Source organism: Microbacterium sp. NPDC057658 (genome assembly GCF_042799975.1).
In the GTDB taxonomy this organism is placed as follows: domain Bacteria; phylum Actinomycetota; class Actinomycetes; order Actinomycetales; family Microbacteriaceae; genus Microbacterium.
This window is the reverse complement of sequence record NZ_JBHVHT010000001.1, coordinates 1,745,947-1,769,510: the sequence shown is the minus strand read 5'-3', so window position 1 is coordinate 1,769,510 and position 23,564 is coordinate 1,745,947. Positions and strand designations below refer to the sequence as shown.

Annotated in this window: 21 protein-coding genes; 10 read left to right on the top strand and 11 right to left on the bottom strand. The window is 72.1% G+C overall.

Features of this window, described 5'->3' with window-relative positions; genetic code table 11:
• Positions 1-73 precede the first annotated feature (73 nt).
• Positions 74-1,558 carry a sensor histidine kinase gene (locus tag ACFU8V_RS08355; protein WP_025103058.1) on the bottom strand — a complete coding sequence of 495 codons (1,485 nt, stop codon included), beginning with the start codon at positions 1,556-1,558 and terminating at the stop codon, positions 74-76.
• Positions 1,559-1,582: 24 nt separating this feature from the next.
• A complete protein-coding gene (locus tag ACFU8V_RS08350; protein ID WP_102208315.1) occupies positions 1,583-1,969 on the bottom strand; it encodes an Rv3235 family protein in 387 nt (128 codons plus the stop codon).
• 154 nt (positions 1,970-2,123) lie between these two features.
• On the opposite strand from ACFU8V_RS08350, the gene ACFU8V_RS08345 reads away from it, so the two are divergent.
• A complete protein-coding gene (locus ACFU8V_RS08345; RefSeq protein WP_378870404.1) occupies positions 2,124-2,735 on the top strand; it encodes a hypothetical protein in 612 nt (203 codons plus the stop codon).
• Positions 2,736-2,739: 4 nt separating this feature from the next.
• On the opposite strand, the gene ACFU8V_RS08340 is transcribed toward ACFU8V_RS08345, so the two are convergent.
• The gene (locus ACFU8V_RS08340; RefSeq protein ID WP_025103055.1) at positions 2,740-3,018 is read right to left on the bottom strand and encodes a helix-turn-helix domain-containing protein; all 279 of its coding nucleotides are present in this window, start codon (positions 3,016-3,018) and stop codon (positions 2,740-2,742) included.
• A gap of 99 nt (positions 3,019-3,117) precedes the next feature.
• Between ACFU8V_RS08340 and ACFU8V_RS08335 the strand changes: the two genes are divergently transcribed.
• On the top strand, positions 3,118-3,741 hold the full coding sequence (locus ACFU8V_RS08335; protein WP_338565799.1) for an SAF domain-containing protein: 624 nt from the start codon (positions 3,118-3,120) through the stop codon (positions 3,739-3,741).
• A complete protein-coding gene (locus ACFU8V_RS08330) occupies positions 3,738-5,018 on the top strand; it encodes a CpaE family protein (RefSeq protein ID WP_378870400.1) in 1,281 nt (426 codons plus the stop codon). Before ACFU8V_RS08335 ends, ACFU8V_RS08330 begins: the two co-directional genes overlap by 4 nt.
• On the opposite strand, the gene ACFU8V_RS08325 is transcribed toward ACFU8V_RS08330, so the two are convergent.
• The gene (locus ACFU8V_RS08325; protein ID WP_062635128.1) at positions 4,909-6,135 is read right to left on the bottom strand and encodes a pyridoxal phosphate-dependent aminotransferase; all 1,227 of its coding nucleotides are present in this window, start codon (positions 6,133-6,135) and stop codon (positions 4,909-4,911) included. The genes ACFU8V_RS08330 and ACFU8V_RS08325 overlap by 110 nt on opposite strands.
• Positions 6,136-6,202: 67 nt before the next feature.
• Positions 6,203-9,007, bottom strand: coding sequence for a preprotein translocase subunit SecA (gene secA, locus ACFU8V_RS08320; RefSeq protein ID WP_025103051.1), 2,805 nt, complete (start codon positions 9,005-9,007; stop codon positions 6,203-6,205).
• Between the two features lie 188 nt (positions 9,008-9,195).
• Between secA and ACFU8V_RS08315 the strand changes: the two genes are divergently transcribed.
• On the top strand, positions 9,196-9,828 hold the full coding sequence (locus tag ACFU8V_RS08315; RefSeq protein WP_378870395.1) for a PadR family transcriptional regulator: 633 nt from the start codon (positions 9,196-9,198) through the stop codon (positions 9,826-9,828).
• 80 nt (positions 9,829-9,908) lie between these two features.
• The gene (locus ACFU8V_RS08310; protein WP_338565793.1) at positions 9,909-11,234 is read left to right on the top strand and encodes a hypothetical protein; all 1,326 of its coding nucleotides are present in this window, start codon (positions 9,909-9,911) and stop codon (positions 11,232-11,234) included.
• 64 nt (positions 11,235-11,298) lie between these two features.
• On the opposite strand, the gene hpf is transcribed toward ACFU8V_RS08310, so the two are convergent.
• From hpf to mtrA, 5 genes are all read right to left on the bottom strand, one after another.
• Positions 11,299-11,955, bottom strand: coding sequence for a ribosome hibernation-promoting factor, HPF/YfiA family (gene hpf, locus ACFU8V_RS08305; RefSeq protein ID WP_025103048.1), 657 nt, complete (start codon positions 11,953-11,955; stop codon positions 11,299-11,301).
• A 131-nt stretch (positions 11,956-12,086) separates the two neighbouring features.
• Positions 12,087-12,734: a ComF family protein gene (locus ACFU8V_RS08300; RefSeq protein ID WP_378870390.1), complete on the bottom strand. Its 648-nt coding sequence runs from the start codon at positions 12,732-12,734 to the stop codon at positions 12,087-12,089.
• A gap of 91 nt (positions 12,735-12,825) precedes the next feature.
• Complete coding sequence (locus ACFU8V_RS08295) at positions 12,826-14,544, bottom strand: LpqB family beta-propeller domain-containing protein (RefSeq protein ID WP_378870387.1); 1,719 nt, start codon at positions 14,542-14,544, stop codon at positions 12,826-12,828.
• Positions 14,541-16,220: an MtrAB system histidine kinase MtrB gene (gene mtrB, locus ACFU8V_RS08290; protein WP_025103045.1), complete on the bottom strand. Its 1,680-nt coding sequence runs from the start codon at positions 16,218-16,220 to the stop codon at positions 14,541-14,543. Before mtrB ends, ACFU8V_RS08295 begins: the two co-directional genes overlap by 4 nt.
• 7 nt (positions 16,221-16,227) lie before the next feature.
• The gene (gene mtrA, locus ACFU8V_RS08285) at positions 16,228-16,908 is read right to left on the bottom strand and encodes an MtrAB system response regulator MtrA (RefSeq protein WP_025103044.1); all 681 of its coding nucleotides are present in this window, start codon (positions 16,906-16,908) and stop codon (positions 16,228-16,230) included.
• 95 nt (positions 16,909-17,003) lie between these two features.
• Here mtrA and ACFU8V_RS08280 point away from each other — a divergent pair, with 95 nt between their 5' ends.
• From ACFU8V_RS08280 to ACFU8V_RS08260, 5 genes are all read left to right on the top strand, one after another.
• Positions 17,004-18,398, top strand: coding sequence for a glycerophosphoryl diester phosphodiesterase membrane domain-containing protein (locus tag ACFU8V_RS08280; RefSeq protein ID WP_378870381.1), 1,395 nt, complete (start codon positions 17,004-17,006; stop codon positions 18,396-18,398).
• Positions 18,395-19,036, top strand: coding sequence for a DUF4129 domain-containing protein (locus ACFU8V_RS08275; protein ID WP_378870378.1), 642 nt, complete (start codon positions 18,395-18,397; stop codon positions 19,034-19,036). Before ACFU8V_RS08280 ends, ACFU8V_RS08275 begins: the two co-directional genes overlap by 4 nt.
• Positions 19,033-20,220, top strand: a complete 1,188-nt coding sequence (locus tag ACFU8V_RS08270; RefSeq protein WP_378870375.1) for a DUF4350 domain-containing protein — start codon at positions 19,033-19,035, stop codon at positions 20,218-20,220. Before ACFU8V_RS08275 ends, ACFU8V_RS08270 begins: the two co-directional genes overlap by 4 nt.
• Positions 20,221-20,317: 97 nt before the next feature.
• A complete protein-coding gene (locus tag ACFU8V_RS08265; RefSeq protein WP_231729611.1) occupies positions 20,318-21,241 on the top strand; it encodes a MoxR family ATPase in 924 nt (307 codons plus the stop codon).
• Entirely contained in the window at positions 21,242-22,549 is a 1,308-nt protein-coding gene (locus tag ACFU8V_RS08260; RefSeq protein ID WP_025103039.1) for a DUF58 domain-containing protein, read from the top strand. It abuts the gene before it with no gap.
• Between the two features lie 18 nt (positions 22,550-22,567).
• Here the strand turns inward: ACFU8V_RS08260 and ACFU8V_RS08255 are convergent, their stop codons facing one another.
• The gene (locus ACFU8V_RS08255) at positions 22,568-23,560 is read right to left on the bottom strand and encodes a stage II sporulation protein M (RefSeq protein WP_378870371.1); all 993 of its coding nucleotides are present in this window, start codon (positions 23,558-23,560) and stop codon (positions 22,568-22,570) included.
• Positions 23,561-23,564: the final 4 nt, after the last annotated feature.

Here is a 23,564-nt window from a genome sequence, read left to right as displayed (position 1 = left end):
ATCCTTTCCCCCGGAGCTCAAGAGACGCTCCCGAACACCCGTCCTCACCCCGCTTCTGCGTACACGGGCGGGCTCAGCGCTCCAGCCAGCGCAGCGGGATGTCGATGACCACCTCGGTGCCCTCGCCCTCGCTCCCCTGCCAGTCGATGGTGCCGCCGAGCTCGCCCTGGATGAGGGTGCGGATGATCTGCGTCCCCAGACCCTGCCCCACCCGACCCTCGGGAAGCCCGTGACCGGTGTCGCGCACCGTCACCCGGAGGTTGTCCTCCGTGCGCTTCGCATCGATCGTGACGACGCCCTCCTGTCCGGCGAGACCGTGCTCGACGGCGTTCGTCACGACCTCCGTCAGCGCCAGCGCCAGCGGGGTGGCGTACTCGCTGGGGAGCACACCGAAACGCCCCGTGGACTGCGTGCGCGCCCGGGTGTTCGGCGCCGAGGCGACCTCGGCGACGAGCTTGAGGACCCGGTGGAAGACCTCGTCGAAGTCGACCTTCTGCGTGAGGCCCTGCGCGAGCGTGTCGTGCACGACGGCGATGGCGTCCACACGGCGCATGGCCTGGGTGAGGGCGTCGCGCGCCTCGTCGGAGTGCGTACGCCGCGCCTGGATCCGCAGCAGCGAGGCGACCGTCTGCAGGTTGTTCTTGACCCGGTGGTGGATCTCGCGGATCGTCGCGTCCTTGGTGATGAGCTCCTGCTCCTGGTGACGCAGCTCCGAGACGTCGCGGCACAGCACGATCGCTCCGATGCGCGTGCCGTGATCCTTCAGCGGGATCGCCCGCAGCGAGACGGTCACCCCCCGCGCCTCGATGTCGGTGCGCCAGGGAGCGCGCCCCGTCACCACGACGGGCAGGGACTCGTCGACCTGACGGGACGGCGGCACGAGCCGGGTGGTCACCTCGGCCAGGGACTCCCCCTCCAGCTCGTCGTCGAATCCCATCCGGTTGAACGCGGAGAGCGCGTTCGGGCTCGCGAACGTGGTGATGCCGTCGACGTCGATGCGGATCAGGCCGTCCGACGCGCGGGGCGCCCCGCGTCGAGGCGACGTCGGCGCGGCCGGGTCGGGGAAGCTCCCGTCGGCGATCATCCGGAACAGGTCGTTGGCACACTCGTCGAAGGTGATCTGCTGACGGGAAGGGGTGCGGACCTCGCCGAGGTTCGTGTGCCGCGTCACCACGCCGATCACGCGGGGAGCCTTGTCCTCTCCGCGACGCTCGATCACGATCGGCACCGCACGCACCCGCGTCGGCGTCTCCTCGAACCAGTCCGGCGAGGACGAGTCCACGATCTCCGCGGACTCGAAGGCGCCCTGCACCTGCGTCCGCCACTGGGGCCGCACGCGCTCGCCGACGATGTCGCGGTAGAACAGCGTCGCCGCGCCACTGGGCCGCGCGTGCGCGACGGCGATGAAGGAGCCGTCCTCGGTCTGGATCCACAGGACGATGTCGGCGGAGGCGAGGTCGGCGAGGAGCTGTCCGTCACCGGCGAGCCGATGCAGCCACTCCACGTCGTCGTCGGTCAGAAGGCCCTGGGCCTGGGCGAGATCACTGAGGGTTGACACCTCCCCAGCCTAGAGTCCCGCACCTCAGAGGATGGCGAGCGACGTCGCGCGCCACCGGTGGTCGAGCCCTTCCAGCCGGAGGGCCACCGCGCGCGTGCGCCCCGGCCCCGCCACCACGACGACCGCCTCGACGATGCCGTCGCGCGGATGGGTCACCCGCACGGTGCGGATGACGAAGGTCGGCCGGGCCGGCGGCACCCCGCGTGCGCTGCGGGCGCGAGCGGCGAGGTTCGCACGGGTGACGAGGCTGCGGTACGCCTCCTCGCTGAACCACCGCGCCAGCTGATCCACCTCGCGGACCCCGGCGAGCGCCTCGAGCGCGCCCCGTGTGAGGCTCCGGACCAGGAGCGCGGGGTCGGGAAGCTGATCGGCGGGGGTGGGCTGTGGTCCGAAGAACTCGGCCAGCATCATCGGATTCTCCCCTCGAAGGCGTCGGCGAGACGTCAGTAGACCACGGCGTGGACCGCCGGCGGGGACGACGGAGAAGGTCTGTGGACAACCCGTACGCGACGGTGCCGATGTGGATAACTCGGGTGCGGCGGCGCGCGGCCGTACGCTCGGTCGGATGCACTGGGAATCCCTCTTCGACGACCTGGAAGGGCAGCTCGCCGCGGAATGGGAGGCGGAACGCGCCGCTCGCGACGCCGAGTCCGAGCGCCTCCGCATCGCCCGGCTCGATCTCCGCTCGCGTCTGCGGCACCTGTGCGCGGCGCAGGCCGAGGCGATCCTCCACCTCGCCGACGGCGCCCGGGTGCCCGTGGGGCTGCGGTCGCTGGGGGTGGACTGGGTGGCCGCGCTCCCCCGGGTGCCGCAGGGCGCACGGCTGCAGAGCGCCGTCCTGCTGGTCCCGGTGGCGGCGGTGCGCGGGCTCACGGTCGACCACGGGGCGATGCTGGCGAGCCTCGCCCCGGAGAGCCCCGGCCCGCCGACGCTGCGCGAGCGGATGACGTTGGGCTTCGTGCTCCGCGACCTCGCCCGGCGTCGCCTCCCCGTGCAGCTCCGGCTGCTGGTCGGGGACGACCTGCACGGCACCATCGACCGTGCCGCCGTCGATCACCTGGATCTCGCCGAGCACGACAGCGGCGCTGCCCGCCGCGCGGATGCGGTGCACGGCTTCCGGATGGTGCCGTACGCCGCGCTCTCCGCGGTGCGCGTCCTCGGCACCGCGTCGATCTGAACGCTCACGCGAAGGGCGTGACCGAACGACCCCAGAGCTCCGGGAAGCTGGCCGCCTGCGACTGCCGCCACAGCGCCATGCGCCGCGCCTCCTCCGTCTGCGCGGCGAGATACTCCTCGATGCTCGGCTCCTCGATGCGCCACCGGGCGGGTGCCCCGAGCGGGGCGCCGCGCAGATGCCCGGCGTGCACGAGGGCGATCACCTCGTCGACGTCGATGCTCAGCAGCTCGGCGACCTGGGCGGGCGCGAGGAAACGGGGGGTCTGCGGGTGCGGGGGTGTCATGCCCTCATTCTGGGCGGCCGTCCGGCACGGTGTCGGAGATCGGCGGGACCTTGTGGATAACTCGGTCGCCCCGGACGGCGTTTCTGTGACGATGTCGCCATGGCCCCGCTCTTCCGCTCCCCTCGTCGCCGCCTCCGGGGCGACCTCCGCTTCGCGGTCGGCATCGTCCTCGTGCTCGCCTCGGTCGCCGGCGTCTGGTCCATCGTCACCGCTGCGGACCAGGCGAGTCCCGTGCTCCAGGCCCGGCGCACGATCGTCCGCGGCGAGGTCCTCCGTGCCTCCGACTTCCAGACCGTCGACGTGGCGCTCGGGGCGGTCTCCGACGACTACCTCCGGCCGGAGCAGCTCGCCGCGGGGCGGATCGCGGCCCGCACCCTGACGAAGGGCGAGCTCCTGCCGCGGACGGCGACGGCCGGAGCGGAGAGCAGCCGCACGACCACAGTCGTCGTCGAGAGCAGCGTCGCCCTCCCGGAGGATGTGGCGACCGGCACGGAGGTCGAGGTCTGGCAGGCGCCGCTGCGCGACGACGGCCGCTCCTACGACGAGCCGCGCATCCTCGTCGGGGACGTCGCCGTCCGCACCGTCCTCGAACCGGACGGGCTCCTCGCCGACGGGGCGGCGGAGGTCGAGATCGTGATCGACCGCAGCGACGTCGCCGCCGTGCTGGGCGCGGTCACCGGCGGGGCGGCGCTCTCCGTGATCCCCGTCGGGTCCGGATCATGAGCGTCGTCCTCCTGGCTGTGGCCGCGCCCCGCGTGGATGCGCTCGTGGCGGAGCTGGAGTGGGAGGGCATCACGGGGATAGCCCTGCCGTCCGCCGCGCCCGCGGCCCTCATCGCGCGCCTGCAGCCGGACGTGGAGGCGGTGGTGGTATCCGCGACCAGGGAGACGCTGACGGCCGAGCTGCGGGCGGCCTGCGACCGCGCGGGCGTCCGCATCCTCACGCTCGGCGACCCGGAGAGCCGAGCGGTGGCCCGGCTCGGGCTCGCCCCACCACTGCGCCTCGATGCGGCGGGCTGGGAGATCGCCGCGGCGCTGTCCGCGGATGCGCTCGACGCCCCGCGGCTGCCGGTCTCCCCGTCGCGCATCACGACGGTCTGGGGCCCGCACGGGGCGCCCGGACGGTCGACGGTCGCGATCCAGCTCGCCGTCGAGCTCGCCCGTCGCGGTCGGCGGACGGTCCTGGCCGATGCGGACACCGTGGCTCCCTCGCTCGCCCTGCTCCTGGGCATGGACGACGACGCCCCGGGGCTCGCCGGAGCCTGCCGCCGCGCGGGGACCCGGGCGCTGGATCCCGCGGAGCTCTCCTGGCTCTCGGACCGGCTGCTCGCCGGCGGCACCGAGGTCGACGTGCTCGCCGGGCTCAACCGTCCGAGCCGCTGGCCGGAGCTGTCGGATGCGCGGCTGCGGGCGGCCCTCGAGGCCTGCCGCACCTGGCGGGACGAGACGATCGTCGACGTCTCCGCGGCGATCGACGCCGACGACGAAGCCACCCACGATGTCGTCGGCCCCCGTCGGCACGCCGCGACCACCGCGGCACTGGGCGCAGCGGACCGGGTCGTGGCGGTGGCTCCCGCCGACCCGGTGGGGATCAGCCGTTTCCTCCGCGACCACGCCGAGGTCCGCCGCCTCGTGGGGCGGACGCCGATGACGGTGGTCGTCAATCAGGTTCGACCGGGACCCCTCGGCCTCGACGCCCGGAGTCAGATCCGTCGCACGCTGGAGAGGTTCGCCGGCCTCACCGACATCGCCTTCCTGCCCTACGACCGTCGTGCCGTCGATGCGGCGCTGCTCCACGCCCGGCCGATCTCCGACGTCGCCCCGCGCTCGACGATGGTCGCCGCCGTGCGCCGGCTGGCGGCCGACCTCGATGCGTCCGTGCCCGCGGAGGCTACTGCCGGTAGCTCGACAGGAAGTTCCCGAGGCGCTCGACGGCTTCGCTCAGCACTCGCGGCTCTGGCAGGGTCACGAGGCGCAGGTGATCCGGCGTCGGCCAGTTGAAGCCCGTCCCCTGCACGAGCAGGATGTGCTCGGATACCAGCAGGTCGTAGACGAGCTTGGCGTCGTCGCGGATCTCGTGCACGTTCGGGTCCAGTCGCGGGAAGGCGTAGAGCGCACCCTGGGGCTTCACGCAGGACACGCCGGGAATGGCCTCCAGCCCCTCCCAGGCGATGTCGCGCTGCTCGTGGAGCCGCCCTGTCGGGGCGATCAGGGCGTCGATCGACTGCACGCCGGACAGCGCCGCCTGCACCGCGTGCTGCGCCGGGACGTTCGGGCAGAGCCGGGTCGAGGCCAACAGCGTGATGCCCTCGATGAAGCCCTTGGCGTGGTCCTGCGGTCCCGTGACGACCATCCAGCCGGACCGGTAGCCGGCCACGCGGTACGTCTTGGAGAGCCCGTTGAACGTGAGGCAGAGCAGGTCGGGGGCCAGGGTCGCCGTCGGGATGTGCACGGCGTCGTCGAACAGGATGCGGTCGTAGATCTCGTCGGAGAGGATGAGCAGCTGGTGCTCGCGCGCGATCTGCACGAGGCCCTCCAGCACCTGCCGAGAGTAGACCACGCCGGTGGGGTTGTTCGGGTTGATGATCACGAGCGCCTTGGTCCGCGGCGTGATCTTGGACCGGATGTCCTCGAGGTCGGGCTGCCAGCCCTGCTCCTCGTCGCAGAGGTAGTGCACGGGCGTGCCGCCCGCGAGGCTCGTCATGGCCGTCCAGAGCGGGTAGTCGGGAGCGGGGATGAGGACCTCGTCCCCCTCGTCCAGCAGCGCCTGCATGGTCATGGTGATCAGCTCGGAGACGCCGTTGCCGAGGTACACGTCGTCGGGATCGAATCGGGGGAACCCGTCGATCTCCTCGTACCGGCTCACGACGGCACGCCGGGCGGAGATGATGCCCTTGCTGTCGCTGTAGCCGTGGGCCGTGGGGAGCGCCGCGAGCATGTCGTGCACGATCTGGTGCGGGGCGTCGAAGCCGAAGATCGCGGGGTTGCCGGTGTTGAGCTTGAGGATCCGGTGGCCCTCTGCTTCCAATCGCGCCGCCTCGACGAGGGCGTTTCCGCGGATCTCGTACAGGACGTTCTTGAGCTTCGACGACTGGTCGAAGGTGCGCGATGGTGTCATCGATCAAGCCTACAGGGACGACAGGAGGGCCAATCCGCACGGACTGGCCCTCCTCGTCACCCGAAGGCTACTTCTTCTTCTTGCTCTGCGCGCGCCGCTGCTCGCGGTTGCCCGCCGCCGGGGCGGCCGGCTCCGTGCGCTGGCCGAAGGCGCCGCGCGGGGCCTCCTCCGGCTCGGCCTGCTGCGGAGCCTGCGCCCGGGCCGCGGCCTGGCGCATCCGGTCGGTCGCGGCCTGCTGGACCTGCCCGCGGTCATTGCGGACCTCGACCTCGCCGGCGTCGTTCGCCGCCGAGTACTCCAGGCGCTGCTCTCCGCCGTCGGTGGCGAGCCCCTTGGCCTCGACCTCCGCCGTCTCGGCGTCGCCGGCGCGACGGACCTCGACCTCGAGGTTGTAGAGGTAGCCGACCGACTCCTCCTTGATCTGGCCCATCATCGACTGGAACATCGCGTAGCCCTCGCGCTGGTACTCGATGAGCGGATCGCGCTGCGCCATCGCCCGGAGGCCGATGCCGTCCTTGAGGTAGTCCATCTCGTACAGGTGGTCGCGCCAGCGGCGGTCGAGCACCTGCAGGACGACGCGACGCTCGAGCTCCCGGGTCGCGGCCTCGCCCAGCGACTCCTCGCGCTTCTCGTAGGCGATCTTCGCGTCCGACAGCAGCTCACGCGTCAGGCCCTCGGCGGTGATGCCGCCCTTGCGTCCTGCGGCCTCCGACACGACCTCGTCGATCGTGACGCTCACCGGGTACAGCGTCTTCAGCTCGGTCCACAGGGCGTCGAAGTCCCAGCTCTCGTTGTGGCCCTCGCCGGTGTGGTCCTTCACGACGCCGCTGATCGCGTCCTCGATGAAGTGCTGCACCCGATCGGCGATGTCGTCGCCCTGGAGGATGTGGCGGCGGTCGGCGTAGATCGCCTCGCGCTGACGGTTGAGGACGTCGTCGTACTTGAGGACGTTCTTGCGCATCTCGGCGTTGCGGGCCTCGACCTGCGACTGGGCGCTGCGGATCGCCCGGGACACGAGACCCGACTCGATCGGCACGTCGTCGGGGAAGTTCGTGCGGGCGAGGATCGCCTCGGCGGCGCCGGACTGGAACAACCGCATGAGGTCATCGGTGAGGCTCAGGTAGAAGCGGCTCTCGCCGGGGTCGCCCTGACGACCGGACCGACCGCGCAGCTGGTTGTCGATGCGGCGCGACTCGTGGCGCTCGGTGCCGAGCACGTAGAGGCCACCGGCCTCGATGACCTTCTCGGCCTCTTCCTCGACGACCTTCTTCATGGTCTCGTAGGTCTCGTCCCAGGCGACCTCGTACTCCTCCGGCGTCTCCACCGGGTCGAGTCCCTTCGCCTTCAGCTCCTGCACCGCGAGGAACTCGGCGTTTCCGCCGAGCATGATGTCGGTGCCTCGGCCGGCCATGTTCGTCGCGACCGTGACGGCGCCGAGGCGGCCGGCGCGGGCGACGATCTCCGCCTCACGGGCGTGGTTCTTCGCGTTCAGGACCTCGTGCTTAACGCCCTTCTTGGCGAGCAGGCGCGACAGGTACTCGCTCTTCTCGACGCTGGTGGTGCCGACCAGCACCGGCTGCCCGCTCGCGTGGCGCTCGGCGATGTCCTCCACGACCTGCGCGAACTTCGCCGCCTCGTTCTTGTACACCAGGTCCGGCTGGTCCTTGCGGATCATCGGCTTGTTGGTGGGAATCGGGATGACGCCGAGCTTGTACGTCGACATGAACTCGGCGGCCTCGGTCTCGGCCGTACCGGTCATGCCGGCGAGCTTGTCGTAGAGGCGGAAGTAATTCTGCAGAGTGACGGTGGCGAGGGTCTGGTTCTCGGCCTTGACCGGCACCCCCTCCTTCGCCTCGATCGCCTGGTGGATGCCCTCGTTGTAGCGGCGTCCGACGAGGATGCGTCCGGTGTGCTCGTCGACGATCATGACCTCGTCGTTCATGACGACGTAGTCGGTGTCCTTCTTGAACAGCGCGAGCGCCTTGATCGAGTTGTTCAGGAACGAGATGAGCGGCGTGTTGGCGGACTCGTAGAGGTTGTCGATGCCGAGGTAGTCCTCGACCTTCTCGATGCCCGGCTCCAGGACGCCGACGGTGCGCTTCTTCTCGTCGACCTCGTAGTCCTCGCCGGCGACGAGCGTGCGCGCGATCTTGGCGAACTCCGCGAACCAGCGGTTCGCCTCGCCGGACGACGGTCCGGAGATGATGAGCGGCGTGCGGGCCTCGTCGATGAGGATGGAGTCCACCTCGTCGACGATCGCGAAGAAGTGCTCGCGCTGGACGAGGTCCTCCTTGCGCCAGGCCATGTTGTCGCGGAGGTAGTCGAAGCCGAACTCGTTGTTCGTGCCGTAGGTGATGTCGGCCGCGTACTGCTCGCGGCGCACGGCGGGTGTCTGGCCGGAGACGATGATGCCCGTCGTCATGCCGAGGGCGCGGTAGACGCGGCCCATGAGCTCCGCCTGGTAGCTCGCGAGGAAGTCGTTCACGGTGATGACGTGCACGCCCTTGCCCGCGATGGCGTTCAGATAGGCGGGGAAGGTGGCGACGAGGGTCTTGCCCTCACCGGTCTTCATCTCGGCGATGTTCCCGAGGTGGAGGGCGGCACCACCCATGATCTGCACGTCGTAGGCGCGCATGCCGAGCGTCCGCTTTGCGGCCTCGCGCACCGCGGCGAAGGCCTCGGGCATGAGCTGGTCGAGCGTCTCACCCTTCTCGTAGCGGGCGCGCAGCTCGGCGGTCTCGTTGCGCAGCTCGTCGTCCGTGAGCTGGGAGATGTCCTCCTCGAGGGCGTTCACCGCCTTCACCACCTGGTTCAGACGGCGGATGATCCGCCCCTCACCTGCGCGCAGCAGCTTCTCAAGAGGATTCGCCACGGATGTCATCTCCCTGTCATTGGGTCATTCGCCGGCCGCCGTGAGGCGAGCGCCAGGCATACTTTGCCATGTTACCGGCCTGTGACCTCCACGTCGCCTGCATGGGTCCGCCGCGCCGCGTCCGGGAAATTGCCGGGTATGCATATACTCGGCACTGCTTTCCATCCGCCATCCTCGGGAGACCGGTCATGTCCGTACGCCAGAGCCTGCTCGCCATCCTCGACCAGGGCCCCTGCTACGGCTACCAGCTCCGCCACGAGTTCGACCGCCGGACCGGATCGACCTGGCCGCTCAACGTCGGCCAGATCTACAACACCCTGGAGCGGCTCGAGCGGGATGGGCTGGTCCAGCGCGGGGAGGCCGACGACCACGGTCACGTGTACTGGCGCATCACGCCCGCGGGCTCGGCCGAGGCGGCACGCTGGCTCACCACCCCCGTGCTCCGCGCTCCCGCGACGCGCGAGGAGCTCGCCGTGAAGCTCGCCGTCGCGGCCACGCTGCCCGGAGTCGATGCCGCCGCCATCCTCCGCAGCCAGCGGGACGCCTCGCGGCAGCGGCTCGAGGACCTGCGGCGCACGCCCTCCCCCGGCCTCGCCGCCGGCAGCCCCGAGGATCTCGCGTGGTCCCTCGTCCTCGACTCGCTCGTCTGCGCCGCGGAGGCCGAACTCCGGTGGCTCGACCAGGCGGAGGCCCGACTCGCGCAACACCCCCATCCCGAGATGGCCCTGGAGCTGACCACCGAACGCCCCAAGCGAGGACGCCCCGCGAAGGCGGCGCCCTCCCCCGTCGCCGGCAGCGATCCCGTCACCCTCCCCGTCTGACGCACCAGGCCGCGATGCCCGCCGTTCGCCTGGAGCGGATGCTCAGCCCGCGCACGCGCCCGGGAAACTAGGATCGGCACATGGCTGGATTTTGGGGCAGACGCAAACGCGAACAGGAAGAACTCGCCGCACAGGACGCGGACCTCGCCCGGCGTGCGGAACAGGCACTCGTCGCCGCCGACGAGCGCATCCGCACCACCTCCGATGAGCTCGTCTTCGCGGAGGCCGAGCTCGGCGAGTCCCTGACCGCCGACCTCAAGGCCGCGCTGCTGTCGGTGCGCACGCACCTGCGCGAGGCCTTCCAGCTCCACCAGCTCAACCATGACGAGATCCCGGACACCGACGAGGAGCTGCGCACGCGGAACGCGCGCATCCTGCAGCTCTGCGACTGGGCCCAGGACCTCCTCGACGAGAAGACCACCGTGCTCGCGGAGTCCGTCGCGAAGGTGCGGCGCGCGCCCGAGATCATCGCCCAGGTCCGCGCGGACGCCGAGGCGCTGAGCGCCCGCATCCCGCAGACGGACGAGACGGTGTCCCGGCTGTCCGCCCGCTACTCCGACTCCGCCATGCATCAGATCACGGCCAGCGCGGCCGAGGCGGAGCAGCTGATCCGTTTCGCGACCCACAGCGCCGACATCTCGGAGCGTCGCCGCGCCGCGAAGCAGAACGAGGAGGCGAACCTCGCGCTGGAGACGGCCACCGAGGCGACGCGTCGCGCCGCTGCCCTGCTCGACGCGGTGGAGGACTTCGAGATCGAGGCCCTGCGCGCCGAGTCGACCCTGGCCGAGGTCATCGCCGACTCCCGTAACGACCTCATCGCCGCCCGGACCGCTCCCTCCACGCCCGCCGTGGCGGAGGCCGTCGCCCGGCTGCAGGCGGCCCTGGCCGCCCTCACCCCCTCGGGCCAGCCCAACGACCCGTTCGCCGAGCTCTCGCGTCTGCGCGAAGCCAACGCCGGCCTCGACGACGCGATCGCCACGGCCCGGCATCGCGCCGAGAATCCGCTGCCGAGCATCGCGCAGGTCCAGCACGCGATCGACGACGCCGACCGCCAGCTGGGCGTGGCCCGCGGGCTCATCGCCGGGCATCGCGGATGGATCGGCGCCGATGCGCGCACCCGTCTCGCCGAGGCGGAACGACTCCGCGTCGATCTCCCGGCCCTGCTTCCTGCCGAAGAGACCCGCGAGGCGGCGCTCGCCCAGGCCCGCCGGGTCGCGCACCTCGCCGCGGAAGCCCTCCAGCTCGCGCAGCGCGACATCGACTCGTCCCGCCCGCAGGATCAGGACTGGGGCGGCGGCTGGGGCGGCGGTCCTCGTCGCGGCGGCGGGATGGGCGGCGGCGACCTCGCCTCCGGCATCCTCGGCGGGCTCGTCATCGGCAGCATCCTCGACGGCATCTTCGACTGACGCCGTCCGGTCTTCGCACGAGAACGGCCCGACCCCCGCGGGGATCGGGCCGTTCTCGGTCGGATCAGGAGGCGAGCGCCTCGGCGGGCGGAGCCTGCGTGCTCAGGGCGATGACACCGTAGTCCCAGCCCTTGCGGCGGTAGACCACGCTCGGGTGGTCGGTGCGCGCATCGACGAAGAGGAAGAAGTCGTGCCCGACGAGCTCCATCCGGTCGACGGCCTCCTCCACCGTCATCCACTCCGCCTCGAAGCTCTTCGTGCGGATGACGACGGGCGAGTAGTCCTCCTCCTCCTCGCTCTGCACCGGGATGCTGCCGGTCGCGACGGCGTGCAGCACCTCGGCGGAGGCCGGCTGCACGTCGATGCCCTCGAGCGATCCGCTGCCCTTCTCGAAGTGCGGGCCGCGCGGATGCTGTCGTCCGTCGACGCGCTTCTCCTTCGCGCGGCGCAGCTGCTCCGTCATCTTGTCGATCGCGAGGTCGAGAGCCACGAACTTGTCGCCGTCGACGGCCTCGGCACGGACCACGGGGCCCTTGCCGACCAGCGTCAGCTCGACCGTCTCGTCCGGGATGCGCCCGTTGCGGTAGACCCGGTGCGTGACCTTCACGTCCAGACGTTGCGCCTTGGCGGCGAGTGTCTGGATCTTGGCGATCTTCTCTTCGACGACGGTGCGGAAGCGATCGGTGATGCCCACTCCGACGCCCACGATGCTCGTTTCCATTGCTGCCTCCTTGTCCCGGTCCACCCGGCCAAGGGCGGACCGTGGTCGCCTTGTGACACCCCACCGTAGTCCGACGCGCGGCGGATGTCACGGCCCTCGACCCTGTGTCTCCGGTGAGTCTTCGATGAACCTCATCCGGATTCCGGCGACTTCGGCGTGGCGGCGAGCGCGACGGCCCCGACGACCACGAACCCGGCGGCGACGAGCGCCCGGACCGCCTCGTCGAGCGTGGCTCCCGTCGTGACCACGTCGTCCACGACCACCGCCGGGGCCCCGGATCCCCGGCGCCGCGAGATCATCGCCCCGCGGACGTTCGCGGCGCGGTCCGGGGCAGCCAGCTCGCGCTGGTCGCGCACCCGGCGCGTGAGGGTCAGGACGCGCTGCGGATCGGCTCCGGCGCGCCGGACGAGGAGCTCCGGAACGCGGGTGCCCCGACGACGGAACGCGGCGCGCGAGGTCGGCACCGGGATCACCCAGACCCCGGGGACGAGGACGGGCGTCAGGACAGCGGCGAGCGCGGCGCCGAGCGGCCGGGCCAGGAGCGTCTCGCCCTCCCCCTTCATCCGCCGGATGCAGGACGCTGCGGGACCCTCCAGAGCGAGCGCGGCTCGGACCCGCAGGCCCGCCGGCGTGCGCACCTCGCGCGGCGACGGATCGAGCGCGTTCCGGCAGTCGTCGCAGAGCAGCGTCCCCGGACGCTCGCACCCGGCGCACCGCGCGGCGAGCAGCAGGGCGCCGATCTCGGCGAGGAGCCCGTGCGTCCGTGTCGTGATCCCCATGCGGGCATCCTGTCGCCCGGAGCCGCCGCGCGGGCCACGAAGGGGACGAGGTGGGGGCGGACGGACGTCATCCGCCGCTGTGCAGGAGCGGTCACTCCCCGGCGCGGGTGGCGAGGATCGCGACGCCCTCCGCGACCTCGCGCCACGCCGAGCCGGCGTGAGCGAACAGCTGACCATCGGCATCGAGGATGCGCACGCCCGCGGGAGTGCGGGCGCCGGCGACCGACGCGGCGTCGCTGGGTGCGGTCTCCGCCGACCCCGGACCGCCGACCGGCTGCACCAGGAGCCGCGGGGTGGACGAATCGGTCAGGACGGCCAGGCGATCCGGACCCAGCCAGGCGAGTCCCGTCGACGCCTCGGTGAGCTGGAGCAGCGGGCGCATCTCGCCGAGGTCCGTCGGCACACCGGACCCGTCCCGCACCACCGACGCGACCGCCAGCCAGCGCTGGCCGCCGACCACGATCACCGCCGCCACGCGGGCGCCGTCCGCCGCCACCCGCAGGTCGGAGATGGAGGAGGCGCTCGGCCAGCCACCGGCGACCTTGTGGGCGACCACGTCCGGACCGACGGCCTGCACGGCCTGCGGCGCGCCGGCGGGGACCGACCACACGTAGCCGTAGGGGTCGAGGGACGGCTGCACCAGGCCCGGACGAGCATCCAGCTCGTCGCGCGAGCTCTTGCCCACGAGGTACACATGGCCGTCGTCGAGCTGGAGCGCGGCACTCGCATCGTCCGCGGCGACGTCGATCGCCTCGATCGGCTGCGACACGGACTGGATCTGCGGGCTGATCGCGGGGATCGACGCGATCTCGTCGCCGACGATGCGCCCGAACACGCCGTCCTTCAGCACCAGCGTCCCCGGTTCCGGCGTGGAGTCGGCGAGCTCGACGACCCCCGCGTCGAGAGCCCTCCCGTCGACGCTGAAGCGCACCTGGGTGACGTTCACGCCGGCGGCCCTCAACGTGGCCTGCAGCTGGGTGCGCATGCGCGCCAGGGTCGTCCGGTCGAGACCAGCCGCGGGACGCGTCAGCGACACCTCGGCGACCTGCGCCGTGATCAGCACCGCGTCCTGCGCCAGCTGCACGTCGGCGGGGAAGGCCGTCTGGACCGCCGGATCGAGCCACTCCGCCGGGGTTCCGGCGACGAGCGCCTGGGTCACCGTGGTCGCCGGGCTCTGACGGCGGGGAAACCACCGTATGTCCGGGACCAGCCGCGACCAGCCTGCATCGAACCACTGCAGCGAGTACCCCTCGAAGACGTTGGGGAACCGCGCCTCGTCGATCACGACGCCGTCCGGCGCCTGGGTGATGCGCCACTCGCCGTCCTCGCCCCGGGCCAGGGCGAACGGGATGCTCGAATCGCCGGGGGCACCGCTGTACGCCCCGGAGTCGTCCACGCTCGCGACCAGCTCGAGCAGTACCTGCACCTCGGCCTCGTCGGCGTCCTCGACTTGGTCGTCGGCGACGTTCGAGGTCAGGGTCCGCGCCTCCGCTCCGGCGTCGATGGAGACGCCCGCCGACGGGCGCCAGCTCCGCTGCAGCGACGGCGCCAGGAACTCGCGCGCCGTGGCCCAGTTGTCCGAGGTCGTGATGCCCGCCTCGAGGAAGCCCTCCACGATCTCCTCCGGCCCCGCGCCCGCGATCGGTCCGGAGGCGACGGGGAGGACGTCGACGTCGTCGGGCGACTCCCCGAGCTCGAGGCCGACCGCCACGTCTCCGCTCGTCGGCAGCCCCGCACAGGCCGGCAGCAGCAGGGCCACGACCGCCACGGCAGCGGCGCGGAGGAGGCGACGTGACGCGCGCGTGCTCATGACTGGTCCTTCCCGTCGAGGAGATCAGAGTACGTCTCGGCGATGGAGATCGGCTGCGTGGCATCACCGAGCTCGGCGAGGGGCTCCTGCGGCTCCACCGGGATCGGACTGGGTCCGTCGAGCACCCGGTCGTGGCGGGGGACGGTGAGGACGAAGTGGGAGCCGACGCCGAGCTCGGACCAGACCGCCAGGGTCCCGCCGTGGAGGGTGGCGTCGCCGAGGGCGATCGACAGCCCGAGCCCGGTGCCGCCGATGGTGCGCTGTCGCGACGGGTCCGCGCGCCAGAATCTGTCGAACACCCGCTCCGCGTCTCCGGGGTCCATGCCCAGCCCGAAGTCGCGGACGCCGGCCGCCACCGCGTGCTGGTTGCTGTCCACCGTGACGACGACCGGGCGTCCCTCGCCGTGCTCGATCGCGTTGCCGATGAGGTTGCGCAGCACCCGCCGCACGCGGCGCGGGTCCATGTCGACCGGCGAGTAGCCGCCGGGTGCCACGAGACGGATCTCCGTGCCGTGCCCTTCCGCGAGCGGCCGCATCTGCTCGATCACGTCCTCCGCGAGCTGCGCGAGACTCGTGGCCTCCAGCTCGAGCTGCACGGACCCCGCGTCGTAGCGACTGATCTCCAGCAGGTCGGCCAGCAGCGTGTCGAACCGCTGCACCTGTGCGTGCAGGAGCTCGGCGGTGCGTGCGGTCGTGGGGTCGAACTCGTCACGCTGGTCGTTGAGCATGTCGGCGGCGAGGCGGATCGTCGTCAGCGGGGTCCTGAGCTCGTGCGAGACGTCGGACACGAAGCGCTGCTGCACCATGGACAGCTCGCCGAGCTCCTTGATCTGCGCCTCGATGCTGTCGGCCATCGCGTTGAAGGAGCGGCCGAGGGTCGCGAGCTCGTCCTCGCCGTGCACCTCCAGCCGCACGCCGAGATCGCCTGCCGCGAGCCGCGCGCTCGTCTCCGCCGCCTGGACGATCGGGGTGGACACGGTCCGCAGCACGATCCAGGAGATGGCCGCGACGATGGCGACCAGCCCGATGCCGGCGATCCACAGGGTCCTCTGCACGAAGACGAGGGTCTGGTCGGCGTCGGCGAGGTCGTAGGCGAAGTAGATCTCGAAGGATCCGGCCTGCGGCACCTGGAGCTGCTGCCCCACGACGATGCCCGGCACGACGCCGCCATCCTCGGTGGGCAGGGCGACGGACTGCCAGGCCTGCCGGTCGTCGAACTCGCGGACCCGGGCCTGCAGCTCGGGGCTCAGCAGATCCGGCGTGAGCCCGGCGGTGAAGCCGTTAAGCCGGACCGTCCCTGAACCGTCCTGGATCTTGAAGCCGGCGAGCTGGTCGGCACTCGACGTGCGCGAGAGGGTATCCGGGATGCCGTTCCACAGATCGGTCAGTGCCGCGGGGTCGTCGCCCACCTCCGCCACGTCCAGGAGCGACTGCGCCTGGTCCACCGCCCGGCGGGCATCCTCCAGCGCGACGTTCTTCCGCGACACGAAGAGGTCGTTCTGGATGACGAGAGCCATCGTGACGCAGGTGATGAAGATCGCCAACGACGTGGCGACCAGGGTGATCGCGAGCGTGCGGAATCGCAGCGACCGTCGCCACAGCGCCGCCAGCACGTCCGGCCAGCCGCGCCAGTCGCGGAGGACGGCGACGGCCGTGGTCGCTGTCGTCGCGGCCATGGGGTCTCTAGGTGACGCTGCCGGCGCGGTAGCCCACGCCGCGGACCGTCATGACGATCTTGGGGTTGTCCGGGTCGAGCTCGACCTTCGCCCGCAGGCGCTGCACGTGCACGTTCACGAGCCGGGTGTCGGCCTTGTAGTGGTAGCCCCAGACCTGTTCGAGGAGCATCTCTCGGGAGAACACCTGCTGCGGCTTGGAGGCGAGGGCCACGAGGAGCTGGAACTCCAGCGGCGTGAGGGCGATCGGCGTCGTCCCGCGGCGCACCTCGTGCGCGTCCACGTCGACGGTGAGGTCGCCGATCCGCAGCTGCTCACTGGAGGCCTGCGGTGTCGGCCGCAGCCGGGTGCGGATGCGGGCCACGAGCTCCTTGGGATTGAACGGCTTGACCATGTAGTCGTCGGCGCCGACCTCGAGACCGCGCACCACGTCGGCCGTGTCGCTGCGTGCCGTCAGCATGATGATCGGCACCCCCGACTCGGCGCGGATCCGCGTGCAGATCTCGATGCCGTCCATACCGGGGAGCATCAGGTCGAGGAGCACCAGGTCGGGACGCTGCGCGCGCCACTCATCGACGGCGCGCGCGCCGTCCGCGCAGAACACCGGCTCGAATCCCTCCGTGCGCAGCACGATGCCGATCATCTCGGCGAGCGCGGTGTCGTCGTCGACCACAAGGATGCGTGAGGTCATAACTGTTACCTTATGGCACCGAGTCCCGCCCTCCGCAGGTCTGCGCCTCAGCGCGAGGATATGACACGATGGGAGCGCACGACGGAGGGAGGCCCGTGAGCGGCCAGACGTGGACCCCAGCTCCCCGGAAGGGCATCATCCCCCTTCACCCGCTGACCTTCGGCATGCTGCTGGGCAAGGCCTTCGCGGCGCTGCGGCACAACCCCAAGGTCCTGTTCGGGTTCGCCGTCGTCATCCAGCTCATCGTGGTCATCGCCACGGCCGGGGTGATGGGCGTCGTCCTGTTCACGACGTTCTCCCGGTTGGAGACGGTCTCCCCCTCCTCCCCCGACTTCGAGGCCGTGTTCGCCGGCACGATCGCCATCAACCTCCTCGCCGGACTCCTCGTCGGGCTCGCGTCCATCGCGTTCACCGCGATCATGCAGGGCGTCGTGGCCGCCGAGGTCGGCTACGCCACGGTCGGCGTCAAGGCCACGCTGCGCATGCTGTGGCGCCGGATGGCCCCGGCGTTCTGGCGGCTCGCGGGATTCGCCTCCCTCTCGGTGCTCGCCCTCTTCGGCGGCCTCGCCATCGTCGCGGGCGTCATCGGCGCGCTCATCGCCGGCGGCCTCGGCGGCACCCCGGAGATGATCGGCATCGTCGTGCTCGTCGTGGTCCTCCTGGGCCTGGCCGCGATCCCGCTCACGGTGTGGCTGTCGACCAAGCTGCTGCTCGTCCCGTCGATCCTCGTGCTGGAGCGCGCCCGGTTCCGCGAGGCGTTCGTGCGGTCCTGGCGCCTGACCCGCGGCCGCTTCTGGGTCGCATTCGGCGTGACCTTCCTCATCAGCCTGATCATGGGCCTGGCGATGCAGGTGGTCAGCTTCCCGACCGCCATGCTCTCCTCGTTCCTCGGCACCGTCATCGCGCCCACCGGCGCCAGTGAGCCGAGCGCGGTGGTCGGGTACGTCTTCGCCCTCCTCGCCCCGCAGGTTCTCCTGCTGATCCTGCAGGCGATCGCCATCGTCGTGCAGAGCACCGGCGGCGTGCTCGTCTACCTCGACTGCCGGATGCGCTACGAGGGTCTCGACCAGGCCCTCCTCTCCCATGTCGAGCGCCGCGACCTCGGCGTCCCCGAGGAACAGCTCGGCGATCCGTTCGCGGTCGATCCCTCGCGGGCCGTCACCAGCGCTCCCCCGCCGCGTCAGGTGCCGGAGCACGTCATGATGACGCAGGCGTACGGCGCCCCCGGGTACGGCGCGCCCGGATACGGCGCCCCCGGATACGGCGCCCCCGGATACGGGGCTCCCGGATACGGCGCCCCCGGATACGGCGCCCCCGGATACGGCGCCCCCGGCTACGGGGCTCCCGGGTATCCGGCGCCGGGTGCGCAGACGGCGCCTCCCTCCTTCGCCCCGCCGCCCCCACCCGCGCCGGCGCCCCCGGCCTCGCCCCCCGCCGATGCCGATGCGGGAGGCGGATGGACGGCTCCGGGCAGCCCCCCGCAGCCATGATGCGGCGCTTCGACGACGTCTTCGTCCCGGACGGGGAGGAGGCACGACGCTGGGCCGAGGAGGAGCTGTCCAACCCGCGGTACGCGGACGCGAAGCCCACCTGGTTCGATCTGTTCGCGCGCGACGTGATGCGCTTCCTCGGCGACCTCTTCAGCGGGGACAACGGCGCGAACGTCGGCCCCACCGCGCTCATCGTCGTCACGGTGCTCATCGCCGCGGCCCTGGTCACCGCTCTGCTCGTCTGGGGACGCCCCCGACGGCCGCGAGCGATCCGCCGCCCCCAGGGCGACCTGCTCGGCTCCGCCGACGATCGCAGCGCCGCGCAGCTCCGCGCCGATGCCGAGCGCAGCGCACGGCAGAACGACTGGGACACGGCTGTCGTGCTGCGCTATCGGGCGATCGCCCGTAGCCTGCTCGAGCGCGATCTCATCGATCCGGCACCCGGCGCGACCGCGCAGTCGATCGCCCGGTCCGCGAGCGCGGTGTTCGCGGAGGAGGCCGAGTCCCTGCGCCGCGCCGCCGCGTCCTTCGACGATGTGCGGTACCTGCGTCATCCCGCCGCCGCAGACGACTACCGCCACCTCGCCGCGACCGACGAGCGGCTCCGCGCCCACCGCCCAGAGGCGGTGCCGGCATGACGACGACCGCCCCTCCCGACGAGGCCGTCGACACCACAGCGGAGCGGCCGAAGCGTCGCACCGCGTCCCTGTGGGGATGGGTCCTCGTCGCGGTGCTCGTGATCGCCGTGGCCCTCGCGGCTTCGCAGCTCGCCGCGACCGGTCCCGGTGCGCGGGGCGCGCTCGACCCGGAGAGCCGGTCCGACACCGGCGCCCTGGCGCTCGCCGAGCTCCTCCGGGATCAGGGCGTCGAGGTCGAGGTCGTCCGCTCCCGGGCGGCAGCCGCGGCCGCCCTCGACGAGGACAGCACGCTCGCCCTGACCAACCCCTACACGCTCTCCGACGAGGCTCTGGCGGATCTGCTCGCCCCGGCCGACCGTGTGGTCTTCCTCTCCACCGGCACGCACCTCCTCTCCGAGCTGGCGATCGGCGAGAACGCCTCCGGCTCGGCGGCCCCCCGGCCGGCCGCGTGCGCCGTGCCCGCGTTCGCCGAGGTCGGCGACATCCGTCCCGATCGACTCTTCTCCCCCGCCGACGGTGTTACCGGCTGCTTCGCCGACGGCGATGCGGCCGCCGTGCTCGTGGACGACCGTAACGGACACCGAGCCGTCGTCGAGGGCGTCAAGCTCTTCAGCAATGCGACCCTCGCCGAGGATGGCAACGCCGCGCTCGGTCTCGCCCTGCTCGGACAGACCGCGCGCGTGGTCTGGTACGTGCCGTCCTACGAGGACACCGACATCCAGGGCGCGACCCCCGATACGCTCGGCACGCTCACCCCGGACTGGGTCACCCCGGCGATCCTGCTGCTGCTCACCGCGGGCCTGGCCGTGGCCGTGGCCCGGGGCCGACGATTCGGTCCGCTCGTCGCCGAGACCCTGCCGGTCACCGTGCGCGCCTCGGAGACGATGCACGGACGCGCCCGTCTGACGGCGAGGGCGGCCGACGCCCCGCACGCGGCCGAGGCGCTCCGAGAGGGCACCCGTCGGCGGTTGGCGCGGCGGCTGGGACTGGCCGTGCACGCGAGTGCGGACGAGGTGGCGGACGCCGCCGCCGACCGGCTGCGGATCCCGCGCGGCACGCTGCAGAGCCTGCTGGCGGGACCGCCGCCCACCGACGACGCGGCACTGGTCGCCCTCGCCCGACGCCTCGACGAGCTCGAGACCGCCGTGGAGACGAGCGCGCAGACCCCGCGGAGCGACGCATGAGCACCTGCCCACCCCGCATCCCTTTCCCGACCGAAGCCGAGGAGACCCCGTGACCGACGAGAACAGTCCCGCCGACGACGCCGCGCTGCGCCAGGCCATGCACCGCGTCCGCACCGAGGTCGACAAGGCGGTGGTCGGCCAGGCCGGTACGGTCACCGGCCTGCTCGTCTCGCTCCTGGCCCGCGGCCACGTCCTGCTCGAGGGGGTGCCCGGAGTGGCGAAGACCCTCGTGGTGCGCTCGTTCGCGCGGGCTCTGGGGCTCGACACCAAGAGGGTCCAGTTCACCCCCGACCTGATGCCGGGCGACGTCACGGGATCCCTCGTGTACGACGCCAGGACCGGGGAGTTCGACTTCCGCGCCGGACCGGTGTTCACGCACATCCTGCTCGCGGACGAGATCAACCGCACGCCTCCCAAGACCCAGGCGGCGCTCCTGGAGGCGATGGAGGAACGCCAGGTCTCCGCGGACGGCGTCAGCCGCGCGCTGCCCGATCCCTTCCTCGTCGCGGCGACGCAGAACCCCATCGAGCACGAGGGGACGTACTCGCTGCCGGAGGCGCAGCTCGACCGCTTCCTGATGAAGCTCGTCGTGGGCATGCCGGAGCGGGACGCGGAGGTGTCCGTGCTGCGACGCCACGCCCAGGGCTTCTCCCCGCGGGAGCTCACCGGCGTCGAGGCGGTGATCGGCGCCGACGAGATCCGTGCCGCGCAGCAGGCGGCTGCGCGGGTCGACGTGACGGACGATGTCCTGGGCTACGTGGTCGACCTCGCCCGCGCGACCCGGCAGTCCCCCTCCGTCGAGCTCGGCGCCAGTCCCCGGGCCTCGACCGGCCTGCTCGCCGCGGCGAAGGCATGGGCGTGGCTCAACGCCTCCACTGCCGTGACCCCGGACCACGTCCAGACGATGCTCGTCCCGGTGTGGCGGCATCGCCTGCAGCTCCGCCCCGACGCCCAGATGGAGGGCGTGTCCGCCGACGCCGTGCTGACGTCGGTGGTCCAGCAGACCCGGGTGCCGATCTAGGTGTTCGTCACGGGCCGCCTCGCCGTCGCCCTCGCCGTCGGCATCGTGCCGCTGGTCCTCGCGGGACTGGCGGGGTACCCGCCGTACGCCGTGCTGGGCGGATGGATCGGGCTCTGCGTGCTCCTCGTCGTGGTCGATCTCGTCTTCGCGGGTGACCCCCGCGCGGCGACCGTCACCCGGCGCGTCCCGGCGCGTGCGCGTCTCGGCGAGCAGATCCCGGTCAGCGTGGCGGTGGAGAACCGCGGGGCCCGACTGCTCGACGTCCTCCTCCGCGACGCCTGGCAGCCCACCGCCGGCGCGCCGGAGTCGCGACAGCACCTGCGCATCCCGCCTGGCGAGCGCCGGCGCGTGGACATCCCGCTCCGTCCGCGACGCCGCGGCGAGCTGGTCAGCGCCTTCGTCGTGCTCCGCTCCCGCGGCCCGCTGGGCCTCGCCGGCCGCCAGGCGCGGCACCCCGTCCGCGGCGCGATCCGCGTGCTGCCGGCGTTCTCCTCGCGCAAGCACCTGCCGTCGCGGCTCGCGCGCCTGCGCGAGCTCGACGGGAACACGAGCATCCAGGTACGCGGCCAGGGCACGGAGTTCGACTCTCTGCGCGAGTACGTGCGCGGCGACGATGTGCGCTCGATCGACTGGCGGGCGACGGCACGCGCGGGCACCACGATGCTCCGCACCTGGCGCCCGGAGCGTGATCGGCACGTCGTCCTCATCGTCGACACCGGACGGACGGCGGCCGCACGCGTGGGCGACGGCACGAGACTCGACGCCGCGCTGGAGGCGGCCCTGCTGCTCTCCGCGCTCGCCTCCCGCGCCGGTGATCACGTGCACCTGCTCATGCACGACCGTGTCACCCGGGCGCGGGTCACCGGCGTGGACGGCACCGGGCTCCTGCCCGCGCTGACCGACGCCATGGCCCCGGTGCACGCCCGTCTCGTCGACACGGACTGGCACGCGGCCTTCGCGGCGGTGCGCACCCTGACGACCCGCCCCTCCCTCATCGTCGTGCTCACCGCTCAGGACGCGGCCGAGTCCGCCCGGGGCTTCCTCGGGGCCTTCCCCGATGCCTCCCGGGCCACCACGGTGCTCGTCGGGTCGGTGACCGATGACGGCATCGCCGCGCTCGCCCGTGCCCGGGGGTCCCGCGAGGAGGTCTACCTCGCCGCCGCCGCCGAGCGCACGCTTCGCGACGCCGAGAACGTCGCGGACGCGATCCGCCGGGCGGGCGGGGAGGCCATCGCCGCCGACCCGGAGGATCTGCCGCCCCGGATCGCCGACCGCTACCTCGAGCTCAAGGCGGCGGGACGGCTCTGACCGCGGTCCGCGGAGGCGTCAGCCCGCGACGATCCGTGGCGTGCCCGACTCGTACTCCACGAGATCGCCGGTCTCGCCCCGCAGGTGCGCCCGGCGGCCCACGACGAGCATGTAGATGAGGAACACCGCGAGCGCCGCCGCCCCGATGCCGATCTTGACCGGCCAGGGCAGCGCCCAGCCGGTGACGAAGCCCTCCACGAGTCCGGAGAGGAAGAGCGCGAACACGAGTCCGAGGGCGACCGTGGCCAGCGCCCTGCCCTCCGTGGCGAGCGCTTCACCGCGCGTGCGGGGGCCGGGCACCACCCACGCCCAGAACATGTGCAGGCCGGCGGCCGCGGCGACGAAGATGCAGGTCATCTCCAGCATGCCGTGCGGCAGGATGTAGAGGACCATGAGGTCGGCCTTGTCGTGGATCGCCATCACGGCTCCGGACGTGCCGAGGCCCAGGGCGTTCTGCACGAGCATGTAGACGGGCCAGATCCCGGTCACGCCGAACAGCACGCATTGCATCGCGATCCAGGCGTTGTTCGTCCAGACCATGCCCATGAACACCGCGGCGGGGTTCTCCGTGTAGTACCCGGTGAAGCTCTCGTCGGCATACTGCTGGAGGGCGTCGGGCGGACCGAGGGTGGCGACGAGGGCGGGATCGCTCGCGATCCAGGCGGCGGTCCCGACGGCGACGGCCACGAAGGCGAGAGCGATGACGAGGGTCGTCCATCGCAGCCGGTACAGCGCCGCCGGCAGCTGCAGCCGGAAGAAGCGCGCCGTCTGGGTGAGGATGCTGTCCGCGGCGCCGGTGAGACGGAGTCGCGCGCGCACGAGGATCGTGGAGAGGTAGGCGCCCTGCGGCGACTCGCCGACGGAGGTCTTCAGCTCCGCGAGGTCGGCCGAGGCGGCGCGATAGCGCACGATGAGCTCGTCGACGCCGGCGCCGTCGAGACGAGCCCGGCTCAGGGCGTCCAACCGCTCCCATTCGGACCGGCGCGCATCGGCGAGGGCATCGGCATCCACCTGA

Bases quoted from the DNA above. Each gene is read 5' to 3' on its own strand.
- ACFU8V_RS08350 (WP_102208315.1), bottom strand. From the start codon at position 1,969: ATGATGCTGGCCGAGTTCTTCGGACCACAGCCCACCCCCGCCGATCAG.
- ACFU8V_RS08345 (WP_378870404.1), top strand. From the start codon at position 2,124: ATGCACTGGGAATCCCTCTTCGACGACCTGGAAGGGCAGCTCGCCGCG.
- ACFU8V_RS08340 (WP_025103055.1), bottom strand. From the start codon at position 3,018: ATGACACCCCCGCACCCGCAGACCCCCCGTTTCCTCGCGCCCGCCCAG.
- ACFU8V_RS08335 (WP_338565799.1), top strand. From the start codon at position 3,118: ATGGCCCCGCTCTTCCGCTCCCCTCGTCGCCGCCTCCGGGGCGACCTC.
- ACFU8V_RS08330 (WP_378870400.1), top strand. From the start codon at position 3,738: ATGAGCGTCGTCCTCCTGGCTGTGGCCGCGCCCCGCGTGGATGCGCTC.
- ACFU8V_RS08325 (WP_062635128.1), bottom strand. From the start codon at position 6,135: ATGACACCATCGCGCACCTTCGACCAGTCGTCGAAGCTCAAGAACGTC.
- ACFU8V_RS08315 (WP_378870395.1), top strand. From the start codon at position 9,196: ATGTCCGTACGCCAGAGCCTGCTCGCCATCCTCGACCAGGGCCCCTGC.
- ACFU8V_RS08310 (WP_338565793.1), top strand. From the start codon at position 9,909: ATGGCTGGATTTTGGGGCAGACGCAAACGCGAACAGGAAGAACTCGCC.
- hpf (WP_025103048.1), bottom strand. From the start codon at position 11,955: ATGGAAACGAGCATCGTGGGCGTCGGAGTGGGCATCACCGATCGCTTC.
- ACFU8V_RS08300 (WP_378870390.1), bottom strand. From the start codon at position 12,734: ATGGGGATCACGACACGGACGCACGGGCTCCTCGCCGAGATCGGCGCC.
- ACFU8V_RS08295 (WP_378870387.1), bottom strand. From the start codon at position 14,544: ATGAGCACGCGCGCGTCACGTCGCCTCCTCCGCGCCGCTGCCGTGGCG.
- mtrB (WP_025103045.1), bottom strand. From the start codon at position 16,220: ATGGCCGCGACGACAGCGACCACGGCCGTCGCCGTCCTCCGCGACTGG.
- mtrA (WP_025103044.1), bottom strand. From the start codon at position 16,908: ATGACCTCACGCATCCTTGTGGTCGACGACGACACCGCGCTCGCCGAG.
- ACFU8V_RS08275 (WP_378870378.1), top strand. From the start codon at position 18,395: ATGATGCGGCGCTTCGACGACGTCTTCGTCCCGGACGGGGAGGAGGCA.
- ACFU8V_RS08270 (WP_378870375.1), top strand. From the start codon at position 19,033: ATGACGACGACCGCCCCTCCCGACGAGGCCGTCGACACCACAGCGGAG.
- ACFU8V_RS08265 (WP_231729611.1), top strand. From the start codon at position 20,318: ATGCACCGCGTCCGCACCGAGGTCGACAAGGCGGTGGTCGGCCAGGCC.